The sequence below is a fragment of the Phaeobacter sp. PT47_59 genome (assembly GCF_028890025.1).
Taxonomy (GTDB): domain Bacteria; phylum Pseudomonadota; class Alphaproteobacteria; order Rhodobacterales; family Rhodobacteraceae; genus Phycobacter.
On record NZ_JARCJL010000001.1, the window covers coordinates 86,694 to 112,110 of the forward strand.

Here is a 25,417-nt window from a genome sequence, read left to right on the forward strand (position 1 = left end):
GAGGCCCTGATGCAGGCTCCGCCTATTGTGATTGGCGCCCTTGCAGATGAAATACCCTGAAGGCGCGAAAGAGGGGCAAACGCGCTGCCCCTCCCGATCGCAAAGGGCGGATCTTATTCGATCCAGCCTTTTTCGCGGTAGTATTTCGCCGCACCGTCATGCAGCGGGGCCGACAGGCCGTCCGCAATCATCTCTTCCGGCTTCAGGTTGGCAAAGGCCGGGTGCAGTTTCTTGAAGGCATCGAAGTTTTCAAACACCGACTTCACAACCGCATAGACCGCATCTTCGGAGACATCGGTGGAGGAGACGAAGGTCGCGCCTACACCAAAGGTCTGGGTGTCTGCATCCGAACCGCGATACATGCCGCCGGGGATGGTGGCGGTACGGTAGAAGGCATTGTCCGCAACCAGTTTTTCAACCGCGGGGCCATCCACGGTGACCAGGACCGAGTCACAGGCGGTGGTGGCTTCCTGGATCGAACCGGAGGGGTGGCCCACGGTATAGACCATCGCGTCGATCTGGTTGTCACAGAGCGCCGCGGACTGTTCCGCCGCCTTCAGCTCGGTGGCGAGGGCAAAGTCTTCCATGCCCCAGCCCTTGGCCGCCATCAGCACTTCCATGGTGCCGCGCTGGCCGGAACCGGGGTTGCCGATGTTGACGCGCTTGCCCTTCAGGTCATCGAAGTTGGTCACGCCTGCATCGGCGCGTGCAACCACGGTAAAGGGTTCCGGGTGGACGGAGAACACCGCGCGCAGCCCTTCGAAGGGGCCTTTTTCCTCGAATTTGGAGGTGCCGTGATAGGCATGGTACTGCCAGTCCGACTGGGCCACGCCGAACTGCAGCTCGCCTTCGCGGATGGTGTTGATGTTATAGACAGACCCACCGGTGGATTCGACGGCGCACTTGAAGCCGTGCTCCTTGCGGTCCTTGTTGACCAGACGGCAGATCGCGCCACCGGTCGGATAGTAAACGCCTGTCACACCGCCGGTCCCGATGGTGATGAACTCCTGGGCGTAAGCTGCTGGCGCCATAAAGGCCGCAGCCACAAATGCGCCGACGGAAAGCTTTGCGTGTTTCATGATGTCGTTTCTCCCATTGTCTTCCGTATGGTCTTCCGTTTGACTCCGCACTGCTTGGCGCAGTACTCGGCTCTCTTTTCAATCCGGAACCGTTGCAACCGATCCTGATCGGCGCCGCTATGGGCGCAACCAAAAGACCCGTTTGCGCGAGACACTGCCCAGCCTTTCAGTTGACCGCTTTACCTGTCAACTCTGCCTTTTCGGGAAAGGGTTGAAATCACCGCATTCCCGCATATCTGACGCTTGAAGCCTTATTTTCCCCGCGTGAAACCGATTGGCCCGGATTCGCGAAACTGTGGCAGAATGTCGCAGTTGATTGCAAGCCCCATTCGTAACCCGGCCCCGACTTGCCGTCCGCACTTACCCGCGGACCGCGTCCCGGCATCACGGCCCGGCGCAAGGACAGCGGGCGTTCCGACAGGCCTGCGATCCAGCCCCAGCGCCGCTGTGGCGAGCGCGCAAATACGGCACAAAATCGTAACATCTCAGCCTTTGAATGCGTGACAATCCCCGGTTTCAGGCGATACTTGGCAAACCGGGTGTTCCTCCCGCCCCGGCCCGCATTCAGCCCAAGGATCCTGACGCTATGATCCGTCTCAGTGACATCGTCAAAAACGGCCCCGAGATATCCGATTTCTGGGCGCTGGAGCGCTGTGTCTCGATGGCTGCGCGAACGCTGCCGCCGGCGCGCGCCTCGTCTCTCGCCGCAGGAGAACCTGCCTCACAGCAGGGCGGGTCAATTCTGATGGGCGATACCGAGGTCGCCTTCCTGAACTGCGATATCGTGCCGGAATTCCGCGACACCCCGCGCAAGTGGCAAATCATCCTGATTGCAGCATTCGAGCGTGGGCAGCGGGCCAGGGCCAGCCTGTCTTAGCCACAATATTGCAGGCGGCAAAGCCGCCCTCCCCATGGATTGAATGGCCCGCGTCACTACACTCAGGCGCGATGGACCCAATTGCTGTGCTTCAAAGCTCCGCCTCTCTTGCAGGCGTGCTGCTTTTCCGCGACAACTTGCGGGGTAGAACCGCAATTGGAGTGAAACGCAGGTGAAGGTCGACGGCACCCCATATCGGTCCCTGTGGTGGGACAAGACGCAAGGCGCATTGCAGATCATCGATCAGCGTTGGCTGCCGCATGATTTCCGCATTCAACAGCTCGACACGCTGGCAGAATACTGCGAGGCGATCACCGGCATGCATGTGCGCGGCGCACCATTGATCGGTGCGACAGCCGCCTATGGCATGGCCCTTGCAGCACGGCTGGATCCGAGCGACACGGCCTTGGACCAGGCCTGGGAGCGCCTGCATGCCACCCGCCCGACCGCCATCAACCTGCGCTGGGCGCTGGACCGCTGCCGTGCGGCTCTGCTTGCCTTGCCAGAGGCCGCGCGCGCTGATGCTGCCCTGCAACTGGCCCATGACATCGCCGATGAGGATGTGGAAATCAACCGCAGCATCGGCCTTCATGGCTTTGAAATCATTAAAGAGATTGCATCACGCAAACCTGCGGGAGAACCGGTACGCCTGCTGACCCATTGCAATGCCGGATGGATCGCCACGGTGGATTGGGGCACCGCCACCAGCCCGATGTATCACGCCCATGATGCGGGCATTCCGATCCATGTCTGGGTCGATGAAACCCGCCCCCGCAACCAGGGGGCCCTGACCGCCTGGGAGTTGGGCAGCCACGGAATCCCCCACAGCTATATCACCGACAACGCCGGTGGCCACCTGATGCAGCATGGTGAGGTCGACATGGTCATCGTCGGCACCGACCGGACCACCCGCAGCGGCGATGTCTGCAACAAGATCGGTACCTACCTCAAGGCGCTGGCGGCAAAGGACAACGGGGTCCCCTTCTACGTCGCGCTGCCCTCGCCCACCATCGACTGGACCGTGTCCGATGGCGTGGCCGAGATCCCGATCGAAGAACGTGCGGTCCAGGAGGTCAGCCATGTGCAAGGCACCCTGCCCGAGGGCGGCATCGGCACGGTTCAGGTGACCCCCAAGGGCTGCCCCGTGGGCAACCCGGCCTTCGATGTGACCCCCAGCCGCCTGGTCACCGGATTGATCACCGAACGCGGGGTCTGCGAGGCCAGCGAGGCGGGACTTGCCGCGCTGTTTCCGGACTTGGCCAGCCCGACGGGCGCCGCATGACGAAGCCCCCCTATGCAGATCGCCCTGCCCTGCGTCAGGCCATCATCGACGCTTGCCTGTCGATGGAGCGCCAGCAGATCAACCAGGGCACCTCGGGCAATATCTCGGTCCGCGTGGGTGATGCCATGCTGATCACCCCTTCGGGGGTCGATTACGCCAAGATGACGCCTCAGATGATCGTCTCGATGCCTCTGGATGGCAGCGCGCCGGAGGCGGGCCAGATGAGACCCTCGTCCGAGTGGCGCTTTCACCGCGACATCCTGCGGAGCAAGCCAAAGGTGAACGCCGTGGTACATGCGCATCCGGTCCATTGTACCGCCCTTGCCATGAACCGGACAGAGATCCCGGCCTGCCACTATATGGTAGCGGCCTTTGGTGGCGATACGGTGCCAGTAGCGGAGTATGCCCTGTTTGGCACCTCAGAACTCTCCGATACCGTATTGGAGTCCCTCCATAATCGCGCGGCCTGCCTGATGGCGAACCATGGCGCCGTGGTGATCGGCGATACGCTGGAGCGCGCCCTGTGGCGCATGGTGGAACTGGAAACCCTCGCCAAGGGATATATCACCAGCCTGTCCATCGGCCAGCCGCATATTCTGACCGATGCAGACATGGCCGAGGTGAAGGCCGCCTTTGCGGATTACGGGCTGAGGGATGTCTAATCCTTGACCACGCCTGCCCGCTGCGGTCGATTTTGTCTGGACATTTGCCGTCGTCGGCTCAAGGCTATCGGTTATTGAATCCAATATATCCGAACCAGACGCCACAGGTAATTCATGAAGACGCCCCTCGTTTTTGACGGCCACAACGACCTTTTGCTGCGCATTCACAGTGGCAACGTGCCCTTCGGACAGGATGGTTTCCAAGGCGACGGTGGCCATCAGATTGACCTGGCAAAGGCCAAGGCAGGCGGATTTGGCGGCGGTTTCTTCGCGATCTATGTGCCGAATGAAACGTCATCCATGGATGACGAAGAGATGAACAAGCCCGCCTACGACCTGCCCCTGCCAGAGCCGGTGAACTGGGCCGAGGCCGCCCGGGTGGCCATGTCCCAGGCGGCGATCCTGATCCGGCTGGAACGTGAAGGCGCGCTGCGCATCTGCCGGACCACCGCCGAGATCCGCGCCGCGATGGAGGCCGGGATCCTGGCCGCGGTCATGCACATGGAGGGCGCCGAGGCCATCGACCCGGAATTCAACACGCTGGATGTGCTTTACGAGGCCGGCTTGCGCTCTCTGGGGCCGGTGTGGAGCAGGCCAACCATCTATGGCCACGGGGTGCCGTTCCGCTTCCCCTCCACCGGCGACACGGGCGACGGCCTGACCGCGGATGGCATCCGTTTGATCAAGAAATGCAACGACTTGCGGATCCTTGTTGATCTGTCCCACCTTAATGAGGCCGGGTTCTGGGATGTGGCGAAACACAGCGACGCGCCGCTGGTTGCCACCCATTCCAATGCCCACACCCTCAGCACTCATAGCCGCAATCTGACCGACCGGCAGCTGCACGCCATCCGCGACAGCGACGGCATGGTCGGCCTCAACTTTGCAGTGGCCTTCCTGCGTGCAGACGGGCGGATGGATGATGACACGCCTATTGACCGGATGATCGAACATCTGGACTATCTGATGGAGCACTTGGGGGAAGACCGGGTTGGATTGGGCTCCGATTTTGACGGCGCCGCTGTTCCAGCCGAGATCCGCACCGTGGCCGGCCTGCCTGCATTGCGCGCAGCCATGGCGGCGCGCGGCTATGGTGCGGAGCTGATTACGAAACTCTGTCACGGCAACTGGCTGCGCGTTCTGGATCAAACCTGGGGCACTGCCAGCGCCTGATCGGGCGCCGCAAGGCACACTCATAACTTTAACAACAGGGAGTACTACCATGACTATTATGACTCGTCTTATGGGATCGGCCGCTTTGGGGCTGGCGCTGGGGCTGACCACCCTGCCCGCCATGGCAGCAACCCCGGACAACATGCTGGTGATTGCCAACCGCATCGATGACATCACCACCCTGGACCCGGCACAAAGCTTTGAATTTGCAGGCTCCGACGTGCTGCGCAATGTCTATGGCAAGCTGGTGAATTTCGACCCCAGGAACCTGGAGGCTGGCTATCAGCCCGATCTGGCCGAAAGCTGGAGCGTCTCGGAAGATGGCCGCACCATCACCTTCACCATGCGCGACGGCGTTACATTCGCCTCCGGCAACCCGGTCCGGGCCGAGGACGTGGCCTTTTCGCTGAAGCGCGTCGTGCTGTTGAACAAGACGCCCTCCTTCATCATCACCCAGTTCGGTTTCACCCCTGAAAACATCGACGAGACCATCAAGGTCGAGGGCAACACGGTATCAATCACCACGGACAAACGCTATGCCACCTCCTTCGTGCTGAACTGCCTGACCGCCACCATCGGCGGCATCGTCGATGAAAAGACCGTGATGGCCAATGAGGTGGACGGAGATCTGGGCAACACCTGGCTGGCGACCAATTCCGCAGGCTCCGGCCCCTACACGCTGACCAGCTGGAAGCCGAAGGAAAGCGTCACCCTGACCGCCAACCCGAATTTCTATGGCGACAAGCCCGCGATGCAGCGGGTGATCGTGCGCCACGTTCAGGAAAGCGCCACCCAGCGCCTGATGCTGGAGCGCGGCGATATCGACGTGGCCCGTGACCTGAACCCCTCCGACGTGGAAGGGGTGCGCGCCGCCGAGGGCGTCAAGATCCTGGAAGAGATGCGCGGTCGCCTGATGTATATCGCGATGAACCAGAAGCACCCGCAGCTGTCCAAGCCGCAGGTCCGTCAGGCGTTGAAATACCTGATCGACTACGAGGGCATGGAAAACAGCTTCCTCAAGGGCGCCTATGTGGCCCATCAGAACTTCCTGCCCAAGACCTACCTGGGTGCGGTCAACGAAAACCCCTTCTCGCTCAATATCGACAAGGCCAAGGCGCTGCTGGCCGAAGCGGGTGTTGACGGCATGGAGCTGACGGTTGGCGTGCGCGAGGCGCAGGAACGGCTGGAGATTGGCCAATCGCTGCAGAACACCTTTGCCCAAGCGGGGATCAAGCTGAACCTCGAAGTCGGAACCGGCAAGCAGGTTCTGGGCAAGTACCGCGCGCGCGAGCTGGACATCTACCTGGGCGCCTGGGGGCCGGATTATCCCGATCCGCACACCAATGCGGGCACCTTTGCCTTCAACCCCGACAACTCGGATGCGGCCAATGCCACCGGACTTCTGGCCTGGCGCAACGCCTGGGATACCGATGGGCTGACCGACAAGACCCTGGCGGCCGTGGTTGAAGGCGACACCGCGAAACGCGCCGACATGTACCACCAGATCCAGGCCGAGTTCCGCGACAAGTCGCCTTTCGCGGTGATGTTCCAGAAGGTGGAACAGGCCGGTGTTGCGGATAATGTCGAGGGCCTCAGCCTGGGCGGCGCCATCACGGCCGTGTCCTACTGGACCGTGACCAAGTAAATGAGCACCTCCAATGCTTTCGTGAAGAGGCAGCCGCGGCTGCCTCTTCCACCGTGGCTGCGCGGGCTGGTCGTCACGCTCTTGTCGATTTCCGTGACCATGCTGGGGCTGTTGTTCGTCACCTTCGTGATCGGACGGGTGATGCCGATTGACCCGGTTCTGGCCGTTGTGGGCGAGCGGGCCACCGAAGACCAGTACAACGCTGTGTTTCTGGAACTCGGCCTCGACAAGCCGCTGATCATACAGTTTTTCTACTACGTCTGGGACGTGGTGCGCGGTGATTTCGGCACCTCGCTTCTGACCGCGCGGCCCGTGGCCGATGACATTGCGCGCGTCTTTCCGGCGACCTTTGAGCTCGCCACCATCGGGATCCTCTTTGGCTGCCTTCTGGGCGTGCCGCTGGGTGTCATCGCAGCCGTGCGCCGGGGCAGCTGGATCGACCAGATCGCCCGCGTGGTGGCGCTGGTGGGCTATTCCATGCCGATCTTCTGGCTGGGCCTGATGGGTCTGTTGTTGTTCTACGGCATCCTTGGCTGGGTTGGCGGCCCCGGACGGCAGGGGATCTTCTATGAGGATATGATCCCCAGCGTGACCGGCATGATCCTTCTGGATTCCGCCATCGCCGGGGATTCGGGCGCCTTCTGGGATGCCTTTTCCCATATCGTGCTGCCCGCCTCGATCCTGGGGTACTACAGCCTGGCCTATATCAGCCGCATGACGCGCTCCTTCATGCTGGAGCAGCTGTCGGCGGAATATGTCACCACCGCTCGCGTCAAGGGGATGAGCGAATGGGCCGTCATCTGGCGTCATGCCTTCCGCAATATCCGGGTGCAGTTGATCACCGTGATTGCGCTGAGCTACGCAAACCTGCTCGAAGGCTCGGTGCTGACCGAGATCATCTTCTCCTGGCCCGGGATCGGCAGCTATATCACCACGGCGCTGCTGTCGGCGGATATGAACGCGGTTCTGGGTGGAACCGTTGTCGTTGGGCTGGTCTTCATCTGCCTCAACGTCTTTTCCGACCTTCTTTATAAAATCTTCGATCCGAGGTCCAAATGAGCCAAGACACCGGAACGCTGCGCGACTGGCTCCTGTCAGAAACGCCCACTTCGCGCAGGCAGGCTCGCTGGGCCGCCGCCTACAAGGGCTGGCTGACTTTGCGCGCCAATCACATGGCCATGGCGGGGCTGGCAATCATCGTGCTGCTGATCGCGCTGGCCCTTTTTGCGCCCTGGATCGCGCCGCATGATCCATTTGTGCAGGACCTTGGGAACCGCCTGCAACCCCTTGGATCCGAAGGACATATCCTTGGCACCGATTCCTTGGGTCGCGATATTCTCAGCCGCCTGATCTGGGGCGCGCGGATCACCCTTTATATCGTTGCCCTGGTGGCCCTGATCGCGCCCATTGCGGGCCTGCTGGTGGGCACCGTATCGGGCTACGCCGGGGGCTGGGTCGATGTGATCCTGATGCGGATCACCGATATCTTCCTCGCCTTTCCCCGCCTGGTGCTGGCGCTGGCCTTTGTCGCGGCCCTTGGGGCCGGGATCGAGAACGCGGTGCTGGCGATCAGCCTCACTGCATGGCCGCCCTACGCGCGCATGGCGCGGGCGGAAACGCTGACGATCCGTTCCTCGGATTACATCAGCGCCATCCGCCTGCAGGGCGCAGGCCCCTTGCGGATCATCGTGAAACACATCTGGCCCCTGTGCATATCCTCGCTGATCGTGCGGGTGACCCTGGATATGGCCGGGATCATCCTGGCGGCAGCGGGCCTTGGCTTCCTTGGCCTTGGCGCCCAGCCCCCGAGCCCGGAATGGGGCGCGATGATTTCCGAAGGGCGCCGGTTCATCCTGGATCACTGGTGGGTCGCCACCATGCCCGGCCTTGCCATTTTCACCGTCTCGCTTGCCTTCAACCTGCTTGGTGACGGCTTGCGCGACGTGCTTGACCCGAAGGACAGCCCGCAATGACGCCGCTATTGGACATCAAGAACCTCTGGGTCAAATTCCCCACCCGCACCGGCGTTGTCGAGGCCGTGCGCGGTATCTCCTTTTCCCTGGGGCGCGAACGGCTGGGCATCGTCGGTGAAAGCGGCTCGGGTAAATCCATGACAGGCCGCGCCATCCTGCGGCTGATCCGGCCACCGGGGATCATCGAGGCCGATCACATTTCACTACATGATCAGGATCTTCTGAGCCTGAGCGAAGCCAAGATGCGCGCCATTCGCGGGCAGAAGATCTCGATGGTGATGCAGGATCCGAAATTCTCGTTGAACCCGGTGATGACGATTGGCGCGCAGCTGATCGAGGCCCACCGCCTGCATTCGAAATCCTCCCGCGCCGAGGCCCGCACCAAGGCGATCGAGATGCTGGAGGCCGTGTCGATCCGTGACCCCGAGCGGGTGATGAAGGCCTACCCGCATGAAATGTCCGGTGGCATGGGACAGCGCATCATGATCGCGATGATGCTGATCCCGAACCCGGAGATCCTGATCGCGGACGAACCCACCTCGGCGCTGGATGTCTCGGTCCAGGGGCAGGTCCTGTCGATCATGGACCGGCTGGTCAAGGAACGCGGCATGGGGCTGATCTTCATCAGCCACGACCTGAATCTCGTGTCGCAATTCTGCGACCGGGTTCTGATCATGTATGCCGGGCGCATTGTCGAGGTCTGCGATGCCGACAAGCTGCACCAGGCGCAGCACCCCTATACCCGCGGGCTGCTTGGCTCCCTGCCGCGCTTTGATACACCGCGCGCACGGCTGGACGTGTTGCAACGCGATCCGGCCTGGCGCGAGGCCCCCAGCGTGGAAGCCCGCCCATGACCCAGCCCATGACCCCGGCTTTGCAGATCGACGGGCTGAACGTCTATTTCGGCGCCCCTCACGAGAGTTTTCATGCAGTAAAGAACGCCTCCTTTACCGTTGAAAAGGGAGCGAGTTTTGGCCTGGTCGGCGAAAGCGGGTCGGGAAAATCAACCATCCTGAAGGCGTTGACCGGATTGGCGCCCCAGTGGGAGGGCACCATGCGTGTTGCCGGGCAACAGCTGGGCGCCAAGCGCGATCGCCGGTTTTACCGATCCGTTCAGATGGTGTTCCAGGACCCCTATGCCTCGCTGCATCCGCGCCAATCGGTGGATCAGGTCCTGTCGGAAACGCTCTACTTGCACGGCGCCTCCAACATCGACGACCGGGTCAACCGGCTGCTGGAGGATGTGGGGCTTGGATCGGCCTTCCGGTTCCGCTATCCGCATCAGCTGTCGGGCGGCCAACGCCAGCGGGTGGCCATCGCCCGCGCCCTGGCGCCCGAGCCGGAAATCCTGTTGCTGGATGAGCCGACCTCGGCATTGGACGTTTCGGTTCAGGCGGAAATCCTGAACCTTTTGAGCGATCTGCGCGCCGAACATCACCTGACCTATGTGATGGTGTCCCACGATCTGGCCGTTGTCGCCCATATGTGTGATCAGGCGGCGGTGATGCAGAATGGTGAGATCGTCGAGATCCTCAGCATCGATGCCATGCGCAACGGCGATGCGCGCTCTGACTACACGCGCCAGCTGCTCGCGGCTTCGGCCAACCGGGTGGCGTGACCGCAGGATGGCGGGCGTGATCGAACACCTGCCCGCTGAGGGACTGCTCACCGGGAAGCCCAAGCGCCTGTTCATGCTGGATTTTGGTCTCTTTCGGGTGCACTCGAACGGGCGCAAGATCGGGATCTGCGGCTTCCTGGTTCAAACAGACGCGGGCGAGAACGTGCTGATCGATTCCGGCTTTCCCGCCAAATACGCTGCGGATCCGGAACAGGCCACCGCAGAGGATCGCCTGCATACCTTCGGAGAGGTTCTGACCTGCACGCCCCAGAACCTGCCGCAGGCCCAGTTGGCACGTGCTGGCGTGACGGGGGATGACATCGACTATTTCGTGCTCACCCATACGCATATCGATCATATCGGCGGCCTCTTTGATTTCCCGCAGGCCCAGATCATTCTTGCAAAACCCGAAAGAGATCTGCCACGCCCGCTATACTGGAGCGAGGTTCGACCCTGGGATTGGCCAGACCGCCGCTACCTGACCCTGGAAAGCGACAGTGCGATCGGTCCCGGGTTTGACCTGCTCATGGCCCCCGGCCACACGCCGGGCCAGATTGCAGTTCTGCTGGATCTGCCCCAAACCGGCTCCGTTTTGTTGACCTCGGATGCCATTTCCCGCCCCGATGAAATCGCCGAAGGATTCGACAGCGCCCCGGATCCGATTGCTGCCCAGGCCAGCGCCCGGCGCATATTGGAGCTTGCCCGCGGTCGAGACGCCATGGTCATCTACGGTCATTGCCCGGCACAGTGGCCGCAGTTGAAAAAGGCTCCTCAGTTCTACGACTAAGCGCTGCTGGCGAGCACGTATATCAGTGCCTGCGGTGCTGAAAAATTGGACGGTGCTCCTCAATTTGCCTGCCCGATTTGCAGGATGGGATTGGCCCCACAAAGCCTCGCATGTTTGACTGCAGGACATGACACAGCCGACCCAGTCCTTTCACCGCGCCCTGACCGCGCGTATCGCACGGATCTATCCCGACATCGACGCCGAAGCCTTTGCGCGCGCGATCAACCAGGCCTTCTGGCCCGATCCCGGCAAAAGACGCAAGCGCGGGCGAACACCCGGGAACCGGATGTGGAGCGAAGAGGACGCGCTGGTCATCACCTACGGCAACTCCCTGGTGGATGGGCAGCACAAACCCCTGGACCTGCTCAATGATTTCCTGCGCCGCTATTGCAAGGGCTGGCTGAACGCCGTCCATATCCTGCCCTTTTTTCCCTTCACCTCGGACGATGGCTTTGCGGTTTCCGATTTCTGCAGCGTCAATCCGCAATTGGGCGATTGGACCGACATCAACCGGATCGCGGATGAGTTCACCCTGATGTCGGACCTGGTCCTGAACCATGTCTCCAGCCAGGGCGCCTGGTTCAACGCCTACCGACAGGGGCAAGCGCCCTATGACAGGTTCTTTTTCGAAGCCAGCCCCGAGGATGATCTGAGCGCCGTGGTGCGCCCGCGCACGACGCCCTTGTTGCAACAGGTCGAAACCGCGATGGGGGAACGCCATGTCTGGTGCACCTTTTCGCATGACCAGATCGATCTCGACTTCCGCAACCCCGAGGTTCTGCTGGAATTCCTGCGCATCATCCGGCTGCATCTGGACAATGGGGTGCGGATGATCCGGCTCGATGCGGTCGCCTTTATCTGGAAGGAGGTCGGCACCCCCTCGATCCACCTGCGCCAGACCCATGAGATCATCAAGCTGATGCGCATGCTGTGCGACAATACGGCGGAAAAGGTGGTGCTGATCACCGAGACCAATGTGCCCAAGACCGAAAACCTCAGCTATTTCGGCGCCCGGGACGAGGCGCATATGATCTACAACTTCCCGCTGCCACCCCTGATCCTGCATGCCATGCTATCGGGTGAGGCGCGCCATCTGGTGGAATGGCAAAAGGCGATGCCCCCCGCCCCCCTGGGCTGTGCCTATTTCAACTTTACCGCCAGCCATGACGGGATCGGCATGCGCCCTGCCGAAGGGCTACTGAGCGCCGAGGAACAGCAGCGCATGATCGGCACCGTGCGCCAATCGGGCGGGCTGGTCTCGATGCGCGCCATGCCCGGCGGCGGCGAATCCCCCTATGAGCTGAACACCACCTTCTACGAGGCCCTGACCGAAACCTTCGACGGGCCGGATGCCTATCACTTTGAGCGCTTCATCTGCTCCCAATCCATCGTGATGGCGCTGGAAGGCATTCCCGCCTTCTACATCCATTCCCTGCTGGCGACCCCGAACGATCATGCCTCAGTCAAGAAGCGCGGCATGAACCGGGCCATCAACCGCCACCGCTGGGACTATGGCGACCTGCGCATGCTGCTGGAGGATGAGGACAGCCTGCAGGCCCGCGTCCTGGCAACCCTGAGACACCGGCTGGAGCTGCGCAAGAAACAGAGCGCCTTTCACCCCAACGCCACGCAGTTCACCCTCAATTCAGGCGATGCGCGGGTCTTTGCCCTGTGGCGGCAAAGCCTGGATCGCAGCCAGTCGATCTTTGCCCTGCATAACGTCAGCAAGGAGACGGTCGCGCTGCCCTCCCATCACCTGAACCTGATCGAGGAAGACTCCTGGGTGGATATCCTGTCAGGTGATCACGTGGCGATGATGGATGGCACCATCACCCTTGCGCCCTATCAGTGCCGCTGGATCACCAACCTGCACTGATACCTACAAGTCACTGATATTCATCGATATCAGCGGCTGCGGCCGCCTGCATGTCACGCAGGAAGGAAGGATCAGCCGCATGCACCCGGCTCCAGGTGGGGATGAAGGGAGTTTCATGCGGGTTATCGAGAAAGAACTGCCCCGCCCGCATGATATTCTCGGCAAAAAGCTCGATCGAGCGTTCCTCGCTGTGCCGATCGATGCTGAGCCCGTTCATCTTGGCATCGGCGTAATAGGCTTCAAGCAGATCCAGCGCACTGCGGTAATAGGTGGCCTTGAGCGTGCGGAAGATATTGGTGGTGAATACGGTGCCATCGGCGGCCAGCTTGCGGAAGATCGCCTTGCAGATATCCACCGACATCCGGTTCAGGCCTGCCTGCGCATCCTCGGGGCTGAGGTCCTGATGCTTGTGATCGTAGGAATCCGCGATCTCCACCTGGCAGACCGCCTTGGGCGCAAGGTTGCGCCAGGCCTCGGACAAGACGCCAATCTCCAAACCCCAATCAGACGGGATCCTGAGATCCGGCAGAATGCTGGTCCGCATGGCGAATTCCCCCGACAGCGGATAGCGAAAGCTGCGCAGGTAATCGATGTAATCACGATCCCCGATCACCCGTTTCAGCGCGATCAACAAAGGGCTGACCAACAGCCGCGTCACCCGCCCATTCAGCCGGTCCTGCCCGACCCGCGCGTAAAACCCCTTGGCCACCTGATAGGGAAAGCTGGGATTGGCCACCGGATAGACCAGCCGTGCCAATAGCTCGTTGGTGTAGGTCAGGATATCGCAGTCATGGATCGCCATCACCGCGCTGTCTTCGCAGCTCATCAGATAGCCGATGGAGGACCAGACATTCTTGCCCTTGCCCTGTTCACTGGGGGCAAGCCCCATCTCTTCCAGCCGGGCGCCAAGCGCCTTCATCCGCGGGCTGTCATTCCAGATCACCACATGGTTCTGGTTCAAATCCTTGAAGAAGGCTTGCGCATGGCGAAACTGCGCCTCATCGGCGCGATCAAGGCCGACAACGATACGGTGAAGGTAGCGCACCTTGGCAAGTTCCGAGACGATTTTCGGCATCGCCTCGGTTTCCAGTTCCGAGTAGAGACACGGCAGGATCAGGGAGATTTTTCGCGACTGGGCAAATGTTTCCAGCTCGTAGTTCATTTCATCCAAAGACCGGGTGCGCAGGTTATGCAGCGTCGTGATGTTCCCGTTCTGATGAAAATCTACCATGCCTGCCTCTCATCTGCGCAAATTCAGCCTGTCTAGCAGCTCCATCATGGCCCGGTTCCAACCCGAAGGCCCAGCCTCTATCGTGCGCAGGACACGGCCCCCTGCCTCATTTTTCAGCACCGGCAGGGATTTGCTATATTTATTGGCAATGATGACACCGAAATCGGCCTTCTCCAGCATTTCAACGTCATTGGGCGCATCGCCCAGGGCAACCGTGTGGCGCGGGCGATAGCGGGTGATGATCTCTTCCATCCGGTCTGCCTTGGTCCCACCAAAGGACAAGGTCAGAAACCGCCCGCCATAGCGGGCCGTGATACCCACCTCACCAAGCGCCGCTTGAAACCGCTGCCGCTCTGCCTCCGATCCACTCCAGAGCCCAGGTTCGGAAAACATGCGTTGCGCCGCCCGCGCGGCCTGCTCTGACGACAGACCGGTAGCGTCGACAATCTCTTCCACCGCCATATCCCCGAAGCCGCGAAACTGCTGACGCAAATCTGCGGGGATCTGGTCCAATGCCTCCCTCAGACGTTCATACTGGGGCGGCGTCTCTTCCCCCAAGATACCGGCGCCGTTCTCGACAATCGCCGGATACGCAGACAGCCCCATTTCCCGTTGCAGAACAGCGATTTCCGCTGCGGTCTTGCTGCTGGCTAGAACCACCGGCGCGCCGATTTCGGCCAGACGCGTCAAGGCAGGCACAGCCGCCTGCCAAGAATAGCTGTCATGATCCAGCAGGGTTCCATCCAGGTCGGAAAAAACCACAAGAGGCGGGGTCTCAGGCTTGGCGGTCAATGGGACGACGTCTTTCCCGCCACCGCGCCGACCAGCGGAGCGATGATGCGGGTTGCAACCGGGATCAGGATCATGCCCAGGGCCACCCCAAACACGCCATCCATCCCCGCCTTGGCCAGCCATTCGACAAAGCCGGTCCAGGCGTCCGGCACCGCATGGCCGATGGCATAGGCCCAGTCATGGATGTGATGACCCAGCCAGCCAAATCCCAGCTCCTCCATCCCGTGAATGACGATAGATCCGCCTACCCACAGCATCGCGGCAGTGCCCACGATGGTCAGCAGTTTCATGAAACCCGGCATCGCATGGACCAATCCACGCCCCAGCGCACGGGTCAGCCCCAGCCGCGCGTTTTGCGCCAGGTAGAGCCCGACATCATCCGCCTTCACAATCAGCGCGACCGATCCATAGACCGCCACGGTAATCCCCAGGCCGACCGTAGCCAGGGTCGCCGCCTCCATCCAGATATTGCTGTCCGGGATCGCCGCCAGGGCGATGGTCATGATCTCTGCCGACAGGATGAAATCGGTCTTGATCGCACCGGCCGCCTTTTGCTCTTCCAGATGGGCCGGATCGCCCGGCTCATCCTCGGGGAAGACGTGGCTTGTATCATGGGGCACCAGGGCATGGTAGATCTTCTCGGCGCCCTCGAAACACAGGTAGGCGCCCCCCAGCATCAGGAGCGGCGAAATCAGCCAGGGCGCAAAGTTCGCCAGCAACAACCCGATGGGCAGCAGGATCAAAAGCTTGTTCTTGATCGAGCCCTTGGTGATCTTCCAGATGATCGGCAGTTCCCGTTCGGCGGCAAAGCCGTGCACATATTTGGGGGTGACCGCCGCATCATCGATCACCGCCCCCGCCGCCTTGGCCCCGGCCTTGGCCGCCTGGGCCGCAACATCATCGACAGACGCCGCCGCCACCTTGGCAATGCCTGCCACATCATCCAGCAATGCCAGTAAACCGCTCATCGGGATTCCTCATTGTTACACACCGATTTGACCGCAGCCTAACCGATCCGGTCCCACAGGCAAGGTGAACCAGTCACCAATGCGGCAGCGCGGCAATGAGAAGCCATCGTTATCGCCACCAGCGCAAAACCGTTACCGCCACCGGTAAGGTTTTGCGCTAACACGCTGTCATTTCGCCCTTTTTGCCCCTTTAGGGATTTAACGAACCCGTCTATATCCGGCGCAAGTTTTGCTCGCCAGGAGAGATACCAATGACCATCAAAGTCGGGATCAACGGTTTTGGCCGTATCGGACGCTGCACCCTTTCGCACATCGCGGCATCCGGCCGTGACGATATCGAAGTGATCAAGGTGAACGCCACCGGCCCGCTGGAAACCGCAGCGCATCTGATCAAATACGACTCGGTGCATGGCCGCTTCCCCGGCGAGGTGACCATCGGCGACGGCACCATGAATCTCGGCCGTGGCGACATGAAGATGTTCTCCACCTACGACATGGGTGAGCTGGACTGGGAGGGCTGCGATGTCGTCCTGGAATGCACCGGCAAGTTCAACGACGGCGAAAAGGCCAAGGCGCACCTGGAGCGCGGCGCGGGCAAGGTCCTGCTGTCGGCCCCCGGCAAGAACGTCGACAAGACCATCGTCTTTGGCGTCAACGACGACCAGCTGACCGCCGCGGATCGCATGGTGTCGAACGGCTCCTGCACCACCAACTGCCTGGCGCCCATCGCCAAGGTCCTGGACGAAGGTGTCGGCATCGAAAGCGGCATCATGACCACGATCCACGCCTATACCGGTGACCAGCCGACCCTGGACCGCCGCCACAAGGATCTCTACCGCGCCCGCGCGGCCGCCATGTCGATGATCCCCACCTCCACCGGCGCCGCCAAGGCCCTGGGTGAGGTTCTGCCGAACCTCAAGGGCCGTCTTGATGGCTCTGCCATCCGCGTCCCCACCCCCAATGTCTCGGCCGTGGATCTCACCTTCCGCGCCGCCAAGGAGGTGACCGCAGAGGAAATCAACGCGCTGGTCGCCGAGGCCTCCAAAGGCCGCATGGCGGGCGTTCTGGGCTATGAGCCTGCCCCGCTGGTTTCCACCGACTTCAACCACTCCAGCGAAAGCTCGATCTTCGCACCGGACCAGACCCGCGTGGTCGAGGGCCGCATGGTGCGCGTGCTGTGCTGGTACGACAACGAATGGGGCTTCTCGGTGCGCATGGCCGATGTCGCCACCGCGATGGGCCGCCTCACCTGAGGCACGCCTCCTAAATCGTGACAAGCCTTGAGGTTTTGCGCCCGCTCAGGTTATCTGGGCGGGCGTTTTTCTAGGAACAGATCAGAGATGACAAACCAAATCGCCATCGTGCTGGGACTGATCCTGATTGCCGCTGTTTCAGTGGACATCACCCTCTTTGGCGACACCCATCTGGTCTTCCTTGGCAAAAAGCTGTTCGAGCTGATCCACTGGGTCGCCTTCTGGCGCTAGTTCGGCCTGGCAGCACCAATGGCACGCTTGCCGTGCTGATACAGCAAAGCCGGGCACAGGGCCCGGCTTTTCCGCTTAACAACCGTCCGATTAACAGCCGATGGTTTGGCCTCACTTTCCGAGCCGCTTGCGCAGCTCTTCATTGACCAGGGGGGTTACGAATTTCGACACATCCCCATCCAGCCGCGCGATTTCCTTCACCAGCTTGGAGGCAATCGCCTGATGCCGCGCCTCGGCCATCAGAAAGACGGTTTCAACCGAGCTGTCCAGCGCCCGGTTCATGCCCACCATCTGGAATTCATACTCAAAATCCGCAACCGCGCGCAGACCGCGCACGATGATCTGCGCACCCACATCACGGGCGCAGTCGATCAGCAGGTTCTCGAACGGGTGCGCGACGATTTCCGTGCCTGTCTGCTCGGACAGCTTGGCGCATTCCGCCTCGATCATGGCAACGCGCTCTTCCAGGGAGAACAGCGGTCCCTTGTCACGGTTGATAGCAACGCCAATCACCAGCTTGTCCACCAGCGCGCTTGCGCGACGGATAATGTCGATATGACCCAAAGTGATTGGGTCGAATGTGCCTGGGTACAAGCCTACACGCATGGGGCCCCTCCTGCCGCCTCAGAACTCGGGCGCACGCAAACATATTTGCGCCGCCCAAGGCAAGAGGGGGAAAATACGGAAAGCCCCGTTCCGGCGCGTCAAATGCGCCCGCCCCGGATTTCGCGGCGGGCCTTCGGGGTCAATGCCCCATGATCATGCCTTCCAGGGCATCCTTTTCCATGGCGACCTCGGCCAGCTTGGCCTTGACCACATCACCAAGGGAGATCAGCCCGACCATCTTGCCCTCTTCGATCACCGGCATGTGCCGAAAGCGCCCGTCGGTCATCTGCTGCAGGACCTCTTCCACATTGGAATGGCTGGTGCAGGTGACAAGTTTGCTGGTCATGTAGTCCTTGACCTGGCAGCTCAGGCAGCCGGATCCGCTTTTGCCCAGCTCCCGCACGATATCGCGCTCTGACAGGATCCCCAGCGCGGTCTCATCGTCCGAAGAGACCACAACCGTGCCGATCCCCTTCTCTGCCAACAGCTTGGCCGCATCCGCTACCGGCGCATCCGGAGAGATGGTGACCACCCCAGCCTTTGCCTTGGATTTCAATATCGATTGAACCAGCATGAACCCTCCAACTTGTAATTTTATTGCGTAATTTCCAGCGTTGCCGCAATAGAGATGCAAGTCAAGAAAATGTCCGGTGCTGAACAGGTTGATTGCTGCGATTGACGGAGCCGATCTGCCCGGAGCCGCGCTGTCAAGTCAGGGCCGTCAGGTCAGGGCCTCCAGACGGGCCACCTCTTCGCGGATCCCCTTTGACAGGGCTTCGGCAAACCGGTTCAACCGTTCGCTGCGCTGGTCCCCCTGGTGACGCACCAGGTAGAAACTGCGCTTGAGGCTGATCTTGTCGGTCAGGACCTTGCGCAGCACCCGGTGCGCGGGCAGCGAGAAATCATGCGCAACGCACAGCGCGGTGCCTTCGGCGGCGAGTTTGATCTGTACCGAAACCGAATTGGAGGCCAACGCCACCCGTTCGATCCCCAGGTCGCTGAGATAATCCAATTCGCGGTCAAAGATCATGTCCGGGATATAGCCGATCATCCGGTGGCCCTTCAGATCCTCCAGCGCCTCCAGCGGCGGGTGATTGCGCAGATAATGGCGCGACCCCACCAGGTGCAATTTGTAGTCGGTGATCTTCTGCACCAGAAGCTGACCGGCCGTGGGCGCACTGACGGTGACCGCCATGTCGGCTTCGCGGCGCGACAGGTTGATCACCCGCGGCAGGGCGACGATCTGGATATCAAGGTCGGGATTTTCCTCGCCGATCGCAGCGCAGACCTGCGGCAGGATGTAATTGGCGCTGCCGTCCGGGGCACCGATGCGGATCTGCCCCGACAGGGTATCGCTGGGGCCGCTCAGCGCTTCCTGGCCTGCCCGCATGGCCTGTTCGGCGGCTTCGGCATGGGCGAGCAGCCGGTCGCCTGAGGCCGATAAGGCATAGCCCTGCGGCGATTTCACAAAAAGCGGCGTATCCAGCGCTGCCTCGAACCTCGCAATGCGGCGTCCCACCGTGGCCGGATCCATCTTCAAAACCCGCCCGGCGCCGGACAGGCTCGCCTCCCGCGCCACCGCCAGAAAGACTTTCATATCATCCCATTGCGGGTCCATGCCGGGTTCCTCCTCGACTATCTTTACCGTTCACCGGGATCTGATTAGGGATCACCGATGGCCGGACTTGCGTTCCTGCAAAGCCTCTTTGAAATCTTTCCCCTTTTCCAGTGTTTTTTGCAAGCCTAGGATGCCGCCGAACTCTATTGGGAGGACTCCGATGCAAGAACTCACTCATTATATCAACGGCGAACACGTCAAAGGCACATCCGGCCGCTTTGCCGATGTCTTCAACCCGGCAACCGGCGAAGTGCAGGCCAAGGTGCCGCTCGCGTCCAAGGAAGAAATGGACCAGGCCGTTGCCATCGCAGCGCAGGTGCAGCCCGCCTGGGCCGCGGTCAACCCGCAGCGCCGCGCCCGCGTGCTGATGAAGTTCGTCGACCTTCTGAACCGCGACATGGACAAGCTGGCCGAGGCCCTGAGCCGCGAGCACGGCAAGACCCTGCCCGACGCCGCCGGTGACGTGCAGCGTGGCCTGGAAGTGGTTGAATACTGCATCGGCGCGCCGCAGATGCTGAAGGGTGAGTTCACCGACAGCGCCGGCCCCGGCATCGACATGTACTCCATGCGTCAGGCCCTGGGCGTGACCGCGGGCATCACCCCGTTCAACTTCCCGGCCATGATCCCGATGTGGATGTTCGCGCCCGCCATCGCCTGCGGCAACGCCTTCATCCTGAAGCCGTCCGAGCGTGACCCCTCTGTGCCGCTGATGCTGGCCGAACTGATGGAAGAAGCCGGTTTGCCCAAGGGCATCCTGCAGGTCGTCAACGGCGACAAGGAAGCGGTGGACGCGATCCTCTACAACGACACCATCCAGTCGGTTGGCTTCGTGGGCTCCACCCCGATCGCCGAATACATCTACGGCACCGGCTGTTCGCAGGGTAAGCGCGTTCAGTGCTTCGGCGGCGCCAAGAACCACATGATCATCATGCCCGACGCGGACCTGGACCAGGCCGCAGACGCGCTGATCGGTGCAGGCTACGGCGCGGCAGGCGAACGCTGCATGGCGATCTCGGTCGCGGTTCCGGTGGGTGAAGAAACCGCCGACCGCCTGATCGAAAAGCTGGTGCCGCGCATCGAAAAGCTGAAGGTCGGACCCTATACCGCAGGCAACGATGTGGATTACGGCCCGGTGGTGACCGCCGCCGCCAAGGAAAACATCCTGCGCCTGGTGGAAACCGGTGTGGAGCAAGGTGCGAAACTGGTCGTCGACGGCCGGAACTTCAACCTGCAAGGCTATGAAGACGGCTTCTTTGTCGGCCCGCATCTGTTCGACAACGTGACCACCGACATGGATATCTACAAGAAAGAGATCTTTGGTCCGGTCCTGTCCACCGTGCGTGCAAAAACCTATGAAGAGGCCCTCGGCTATGCCATGGACCACGAATATGGCAACGGCACCGCGATCTTCACCCGCGATGGCGACACCGCACGCGATTTCGCCAACCGGATCAACATCGGCATGATCGGCATCAACGTGCCGATCCCGGTACCGCTGGCCTATCACACCTTTGGCGGCTGGAAGAAATCCGCATTCGGCGACCTGAACCAGCACGGTCCCGATGCGTTCAAGTTCTACACCCGCACCAAGACCATCACCTCGCGCTGGCCCTCGGGCATCCGCGAAGGTGGCGAGTTCAACTTCAAGCCGATGGACTAAGGTCCACTCAGCTCATGACAGTGAAAGCCCCGGCCATGCGCCGGGGCTTTTGCTTTTTTGCCAGGAGGCCCATCCGGGGGCTTGCAACGCCGCCGATCTGTAAACACATCTGCGTGAGAGGGCCCGAAATCGTGCAAAGCGCTCTGGCCAAATTCACACAACCGAATATGTTGCGGAAAACAATGAGCAGACCCACCCACACTACAGGAGGCCCCATGGCACCCCGGATCACACGTCGCGCAACTCTGCTTGGCCTGGCAGGTACATTGGCCAGCCCCGCGATCTTGCGGGCGCAATCGACAGATGCCTTTCCGACCGATGAGGCGCCGATCCGCGACACCGAAGCCGTGAAGCGAAATATCTCGGCCTTTGCCCAGCAGAGCTGGCAGGATCATTTCGAAGAGCTGGGCGTCGGTTGCCTGCTTGCCGATGTGACCTCGCGCGCGGTGCACTACTGGGGGGGCGACGGGGAGACCTACCGGCTGTTCCCCTCCTCTGTTCCGATGAGCGAAGATCTGACCAAACGCGGCTACACGGAAGTGGTGCGCAAGGCCAAGAACCCAAGATGGACGCCGACGCCGAACATGCGCGAACGCGACCCGAGCCTGCCTGCCTTCATGAATGGCGGACCCGGCAACCCCCTGGGCACCCGCGCCATGTATCTGACCTGGCCCGCCTATCTGGTGCATGGCACCCATGACACCCGCAAGATCGGTCGCCAAAGCTCGTCCGGCTGTATCGGGCTATATAACCAGCACGTCGAGGAACTCTACGAGATGGTTCAGATCGGCACACAGGTGCGCATCCTCTAGACCGTCTTCCCCGGTTTCCGTCGGCTTATTCCGCCGCTCAGGCTGTCTCGGGCAAGCTCATTCTTGCAGAATGAATTTGCACGGGCGCAGCTTGCCTGCGGGACCCTCTCCCTGTAGAAATTAACAAGCGTTCAATTCAGGAAACCTTAGGGAGGAAACCGCCGTGGATTTCGCTTTGACAGAAGAGCAAACCGCCATTTTCGATATGGCCTATGGTTTCGGGCAGGACAATATCGCCCCCTTTGCCCGCCAGTGGGAGGCAGAAGGCACCATCCCCAAGGATCTGTGGCCCAAGGTGGGTGAGCTGGGTTTCGGCGGTCTCTATGTCAGCGAAGACGGCGGCGGTTCGGGCCTGACCCGGCTGGATGCAACGCTGGTGTTCGAAGCCCTGTCGATGGCCTGCCCCTCGGTTGCGGCCTTCCTGTCGATCCACAACATGTGCGCCAAAATGCTGGACACCTTTGCCAGCGATGAGTTGAAGGCGCGGGTGATGCCCGACGTTCTGACATTGAACACGGTGCTGTCCTACTGCCTGACCGAACCGGGATCCGGCTCGGATGCGGCGGCGCTGAAGACCCGCGCCGAGCGTAGCAATGAAGGCTACACCCTCAATGGCACCAAGGCCTTCATCTCGGGCGGCGGCTATTCGGATGCCTATGTCTGCATGGTGCGCACCGGAGAGGATGGCCCCAAGGGGATTTCCACCGTCTATGTCGAGGATGGCACCGCGGGCCTGTCCTTTGGCGGGCTTGAAGACAAGATGGGCTGGAAAAGCCAGCCCACCGCGCAGGTGCAATTCGACGATTGCAAGATCCCCGCGAACAACCTGGTCGGTGAAGAGGGCCAGGGCTTCAAATACGCCATGATGGGCCTGGACGGCGGCCGTTTGAACATCGCCTCCTGCTCGCTGGGCGCGGCGCAGACCGCGCTGAACATGACCCTGCAATACATGAGCGAGCGCAAGGCCTTCGGCAAATCCATCGACCAGTTCCAGGGCCTCCAGTTCCGCCTTGCGGATATGGAGATCGAACTGCAAGCCGCGCGTACCTTCCTGCGCCAGGCCGCCTGGAAGCTGGATCAGGGCGCGCCGGATGCCACCAAATTCTGCGCCATGGCCAAGAAGTTCGTGACCGAGGCCGGATCGAAAGTGGTCGATCAGTGCCTGCAGCTGCATGGCGGCTACGGCTACCTGGCGGATTACGGCATCGAGAAACTGGTCCGCGACCTGCGGGTGCACCAGATCCTGGAAGGCACCAACGAGATCATGCGCGTGATCGTTGCCCGCCACATGCTGTCTGAAAACCGCTGAGGCCCCAGATGAGCGATATCGACATTCGCGTGACCGGCTCAGCTGGCCGGATCACGCTGACCCGTGAAAAGGCGCTCAACGCCCTGTCCTATGACATGTGCATGGCGATTGATGCCGCGCTGAAAGACTGGGCCCAGGACGATGCCGTTAAACTGGTGGTGATCGACGCCGCAGGCGACAAGGCCTTCTGCGCGGGCGGTGACATTGCCGAGCTTTACGCCACCGGCAAGGCGGGCGATTACGGCTATGGTCGCACCTTCTGGCGGGACGAATACCGTCTGAATGCGCGCATTTTCGAATATCCGAAACCCGTGGTCAGCTTCCTGCAGGGCTTCACCATGGGCGGCGGCGTCGGCATCGGCTGTCACGGCACTCACCGGGTTGTCTGCGAAAGCAGCCAGATCTCCATGCCCGAAGCCGGGATCGGCCTGATCCCCGATGTGGGCGGGACCCTAATCCTGGCACTGGCCCCCGGTCGCTTGGGCGAATACCTGGGCCTGACCGCCGGTCGGATGAAGGCGGCAGACGCCATCTATGCGGGGTTCGCCGATCACTACATCCCGAAAGAGAAATGGGGTGGGCTGATCGCAGCGCTGGAGCAGGACGGCAATCCCGACATCCTAGCAGAGGCCGCAGAAACCGCCCCCGAGGGCACGCTGGAACCCATGCAGAGCGATATCGACCGGCTGTTTTCCGGTGAGACTCTCGGCGATATCCTGACCGACCTGAACATGGCGCAGTCGGAGTTTTCCAAGGGCGCGCAAAAGGCCCTTCTGCGTAATTCGCCGCTCTCCATGGCCTGTACGGCGGAAATCCTGCACCGGTTGCGCGGCGCCACGCTCAGCATCCAGCGGGCGCTGGATCTGGAATATCGTTTCACCTACCGGTCGATGGAAAAGGGCGACTTCCTGGAAGGGATCCGCGCCCAGATCATTGACAAGGACCGCCAGCCCAAGTGGCAATATGCGGATCGTATCGTGCCCGCCGTGGCCGTCAGCCAGATGCTGATGCCGCTCGGCGCGGATACACTGACATTTGAGGAGGAGTAACCCCATGAAGATCGGATTTATCGGCCTTGGCAACATGGGTGGCCCGATGGCCGCCAACCTGGCCGCCGCAGGTCATGACGTGACCGGCTTTGACATGGCGAAGGTCACTGTCGAGGGCGTCACCCTGGCGGCCTCTGGCGCCGAGGCCGCTGCGGGTGCCGATGTGGTCATCACCATGCTGCCCAACGGACAGATCCTGCGCGCCGTCGCGGATGAGATCATCCCGGCGATGCAAGCGGGCGCGGCTTTCGTGGATTGCTCCACCGTCGATGTGGATTCGGCCCGCGCGGTTGCCGAGAAAGCCTCTGCCGCTGGCCTGTTGCCGGTGGATGCGCCGGTTTCGGGTGGTATCGGCGGGGCCGCGGGCGGCACGCTCACCTTCATGGCGGGCGGCTCTGCCGAGGCGTTCGAGAAGGCCAAGCCGCTGTTTGACATCATGGGCCAGAAGGCCGTGCATTGCGGTGATGCGGGTGCGGGGCAAGCGGCCAAGATCTGCAACAACATGATCCTTGGCGTCACCATGATCGCCACCTGCGAGGCCTTTGCCCTTGCCGACAAGCTGGGCCTGGACCGGCAGAAGATGTTCGATGTGGTCTCCACCTCCTCGGGCTATAGCTGGACCATGAACGCCTATTGCCCGGCGCCGGGTGTCGGCCCGCAATCGCCCGCCGACAACGATTACAAGCCCGGCTTCGCAGCCGAGCTGATGCTGAAGGATCTGCGCCTGTCGCAACAGGCCGCAGGCAGCGCCGATGCCGACACCCCGATGGGACAACTGGCCGAGGCGCTCTACACTCAGTTCGTCGAGAACGAAGACGGCATGGGCATGGATTTCTCTGCCATGCTGCCGCGTTTCGAGAAACGCAGCCGCGACTGAGCCTCAGCTACACCAAGACCGATCAGACAATGGGGGCGG

At 61.6% G+C, this 25,417-nt stretch carries 25 protein-coding genes; 18 read left to right on the forward strand and 7 right to left on the reverse strand.

Annotation, left to right across the window (positions count from 1 at the left end):
* Positions 1-113 precede the first annotated feature (113 nt).
* The gene (locus PXK01_RS00385; protein WP_274846804.1) at positions 114-1,079 is read right to left on the reverse strand and encodes a TAXI family TRAP transporter solute-binding subunit; all 966 of its coding nucleotides are present in this window, start codon (positions 1,077-1,079) and stop codon (positions 114-116) included.
* Between the two features lie 586 nt (positions 1,080-1,665).
* Between PXK01_RS00385 and PXK01_RS00390 the strand changes: the two genes are divergently transcribed.
* From PXK01_RS00390 to PXK01_RS00440, 11 genes are all read left to right on the forward strand, one after another.
* A complete protein-coding gene (locus PXK01_RS00390) occupies positions 1,666-1,956 on the forward strand; it encodes a hypothetical protein (RefSeq protein WP_274846803.1) in 291 nt (96 codons plus the stop codon).
* Between the two features lie 172 nt (positions 1,957-2,128).
* Complete coding sequence (gene mtnA / locus PXK01_RS00395; RefSeq protein ID WP_274858407.1) at positions 2,129-3,238, forward strand: S-methyl-5-thioribose-1-phosphate isomerase; 1,110 nt, start codon at positions 2,129-2,131, stop codon at positions 3,236-3,238.
* Positions 3,235-3,900, forward strand: coding sequence for a class II aldolase/adducin family protein (locus tag PXK01_RS00400; protein ID WP_274846801.1), 666 nt, complete (start codon positions 3,235-3,237; stop codon positions 3,898-3,900). The genes mtnA and PXK01_RS00400 overlap by 4 nt, the downstream gene beginning before the upstream one ends.
* Positions 3,901-4,014: 114 nt before the next feature.
* Positions 4,015-5,073, forward strand: a complete 1,059-nt coding sequence (locus tag PXK01_RS00405; RefSeq protein ID WP_274858408.1) for a dipeptidase — start codon at positions 4,015-4,017, stop codon at positions 5,071-5,073.
* Between the two features lie 49 nt (positions 5,074-5,122).
* Positions 5,123-6,718, forward strand: a complete 1,596-nt coding sequence (locus tag PXK01_RS00410; RefSeq protein ID WP_274858409.1) for an ABC transporter substrate-binding protein — start codon at positions 5,123-5,125, stop codon at positions 6,716-6,718.
* Positions 6,719-7,777 (forward strand): ABC transporter permease, encoded by a 1,059-nt coding sequence (locus PXK01_RS00415; RefSeq protein ID WP_274858410.1) that lies wholly within the window; start codon positions 6,719-6,721, stop codon positions 7,775-7,777.
* Complete coding sequence (locus PXK01_RS00420; protein WP_274858411.1) at positions 7,774-8,691, forward strand: ABC transporter permease; 918 nt, start codon at positions 7,774-7,776, stop codon at positions 8,689-8,691. Before PXK01_RS00415 ends, PXK01_RS00420 begins: the two co-directional genes overlap by 4 nt.
* Positions 8,688-9,545 carry an ABC transporter ATP-binding protein gene (locus PXK01_RS00425; RefSeq protein WP_274846796.1) on the forward strand — a complete coding sequence of 286 codons (858 nt, stop codon included), beginning with the start codon at positions 8,688-8,690 and terminating at the stop codon, positions 9,543-9,545. The genes PXK01_RS00420 and PXK01_RS00425 overlap by 4 nt, the downstream gene beginning before the upstream one ends.
* An 8-nt stretch (positions 9,546-9,553) precedes the next feature.
* Entirely contained in the window at positions 9,554-10,309 is a 756-nt protein-coding gene (locus PXK01_RS00430; RefSeq protein ID WP_274846889.1) for an ABC transporter ATP-binding protein, read from the forward strand.
* Between the two features lie 16 nt (positions 10,310-10,325).
* Positions 10,326-11,096, forward strand: a complete 771-nt coding sequence (locus tag PXK01_RS00435; RefSeq protein WP_274858412.1) for an N-acyl homoserine lactonase family protein — start codon at positions 10,326-10,328, stop codon at positions 11,094-11,096.
* A 127-nt stretch (positions 11,097-11,223) separates the two neighbouring features.
* A complete protein-coding gene (locus PXK01_RS00440) occupies positions 11,224-12,972 on the forward strand; it encodes an alpha-amylase family glycosyl hydrolase (protein ID WP_274858413.1) in 1,749 nt (582 codons plus the stop codon).
* A gap of 10 nt (positions 12,973-12,982) precedes the next feature.
* Here the strand turns inward: PXK01_RS00440 and PXK01_RS00445 are convergent, their stop codons facing one another.
* From PXK01_RS00445 to PXK01_RS00455, 3 genes are read right to left on the reverse strand one after another with little or no spacing between them, the layout of a single operon-like run.
* Entirely contained in the window at positions 12,983-14,203 is a 1,221-nt protein-coding gene (locus PXK01_RS00445; protein WP_274858414.1) for a glycosyl transferase, read from the reverse strand.
* Between the two features lie 9 nt (positions 14,204-14,212).
* Complete coding sequence (locus PXK01_RS00450; protein WP_274858415.1) at positions 14,213-14,995, reverse strand: HAD-IIB family hydrolase; 783 nt, start codon at positions 14,993-14,995, stop codon at positions 14,213-14,215.
* Positions 14,992-15,963 carry a DUF808 domain-containing protein gene (locus PXK01_RS00455; RefSeq protein WP_274858416.1) on the reverse strand — a complete coding sequence of 324 codons (972 nt, stop codon included), beginning with the start codon at positions 15,961-15,963 and terminating at the stop codon, positions 14,992-14,994. Before PXK01_RS00455 ends, PXK01_RS00450 begins: the two co-directional genes overlap by 4 nt.
* 251 nt (positions 15,964-16,214) lie before the next feature.
* Here PXK01_RS00455 and gap point away from each other — a divergent pair, with 251 nt between their 5' ends.
* Together gap and PXK01_RS00465 are read left to right on the forward strand one after the other, a co-directional pair.
* On the forward strand, positions 16,215-17,216 hold the full coding sequence (gap, locus tag PXK01_RS00460) for a type I glyceraldehyde-3-phosphate dehydrogenase (RefSeq protein ID WP_274846790.1): 1,002 nt from the start codon (positions 16,215-16,217) through the stop codon (positions 17,214-17,216).
* 87 nt (positions 17,217-17,303) lie between these two features.
* Positions 17,304-17,447, forward strand: a complete 144-nt coding sequence (locus tag PXK01_RS00465) for a hypothetical protein (protein ID WP_274846789.1) — start codon at positions 17,304-17,306, stop codon at positions 17,445-17,447.
* Between the two features lie 111 nt (positions 17,448-17,558).
* Here the strand turns inward: PXK01_RS00465 and coaD are convergent, their stop codons facing one another.
* The 3 genes from coaD to PXK01_RS00480 all read right to left on the reverse strand — a co-directional run bounded on the left by coaD (position 17,559) and on the right by PXK01_RS00480 (position 19,671).
* On the reverse strand, positions 17,559-18,053 hold the full coding sequence (coaD, locus tag PXK01_RS00470) for a pantetheine-phosphate adenylyltransferase (protein WP_274858417.1): 495 nt from the start codon (positions 18,051-18,053) through the stop codon (positions 17,559-17,561).
* Between the two features lie 139 nt (positions 18,054-18,192).
* The gene (locus PXK01_RS00475) at positions 18,193-18,627 is read right to left on the reverse strand and encodes a CBS domain-containing protein (protein WP_274846787.1); all 435 of its coding nucleotides are present in this window, start codon (positions 18,625-18,627) and stop codon (positions 18,193-18,195) included.
* Between the two features lie 147 nt (positions 18,628-18,774).
* Positions 18,775-19,671, reverse strand: coding sequence for a LysR family transcriptional regulator (locus PXK01_RS00480; RefSeq protein WP_274846786.1), 897 nt, complete (start codon positions 19,669-19,671; stop codon positions 18,775-18,777).
* A gap of 160 nt (positions 19,672-19,831) precedes the next feature.
* Here PXK01_RS00480 and PXK01_RS00485 point away from each other — a divergent pair, with 160 nt between their 5' ends.
* From PXK01_RS00485 to mmsB, 5 genes are all read left to right on the forward strand, one after another.
* A complete protein-coding gene (locus PXK01_RS00485) occupies positions 19,832-21,331 on the forward strand; it encodes a CoA-acylating methylmalonate-semialdehyde dehydrogenase (RefSeq protein ID WP_274846785.1) in 1,500 nt (499 codons plus the stop codon).
* Between the two features lie 215 nt (positions 21,332-21,546).
* Positions 21,547-22,143: a L,D-transpeptidase gene (locus tag PXK01_RS00490; RefSeq protein ID WP_274858418.1), complete on the forward strand. Its 597-nt coding sequence runs from the start codon at positions 21,547-21,549 to the stop codon at positions 22,141-22,143.
* Between the two features lie 163 nt (positions 22,144-22,306).
* Complete coding sequence (locus PXK01_RS00495) at positions 22,307-23,452, forward strand: acyl-CoA dehydrogenase family protein (RefSeq protein WP_274858419.1); 1,146 nt, start codon at positions 22,307-22,309, stop codon at positions 23,450-23,452.
* A gap of 8 nt (positions 23,453-23,460) precedes the next feature.
* Positions 23,461-24,501 carry an enoyl-CoA hydratase/isomerase family protein gene (locus PXK01_RS00500; RefSeq protein WP_274858420.1) on the forward strand — a complete coding sequence of 347 codons (1,041 nt, stop codon included), beginning with the start codon at positions 23,461-23,463 and terminating at the stop codon, positions 24,499-24,501.
* A 4-nt stretch (positions 24,502-24,505) separates the two neighbouring features.
* A complete protein-coding gene (mmsB, locus tag PXK01_RS00505; RefSeq protein WP_274858421.1) occupies positions 24,506-25,378 on the forward strand; it encodes a 3-hydroxyisobutyrate dehydrogenase in 873 nt (290 codons plus the stop codon).
* The last annotated feature ends 39 nt before the right edge of the window (positions 25,379-25,417 follow it).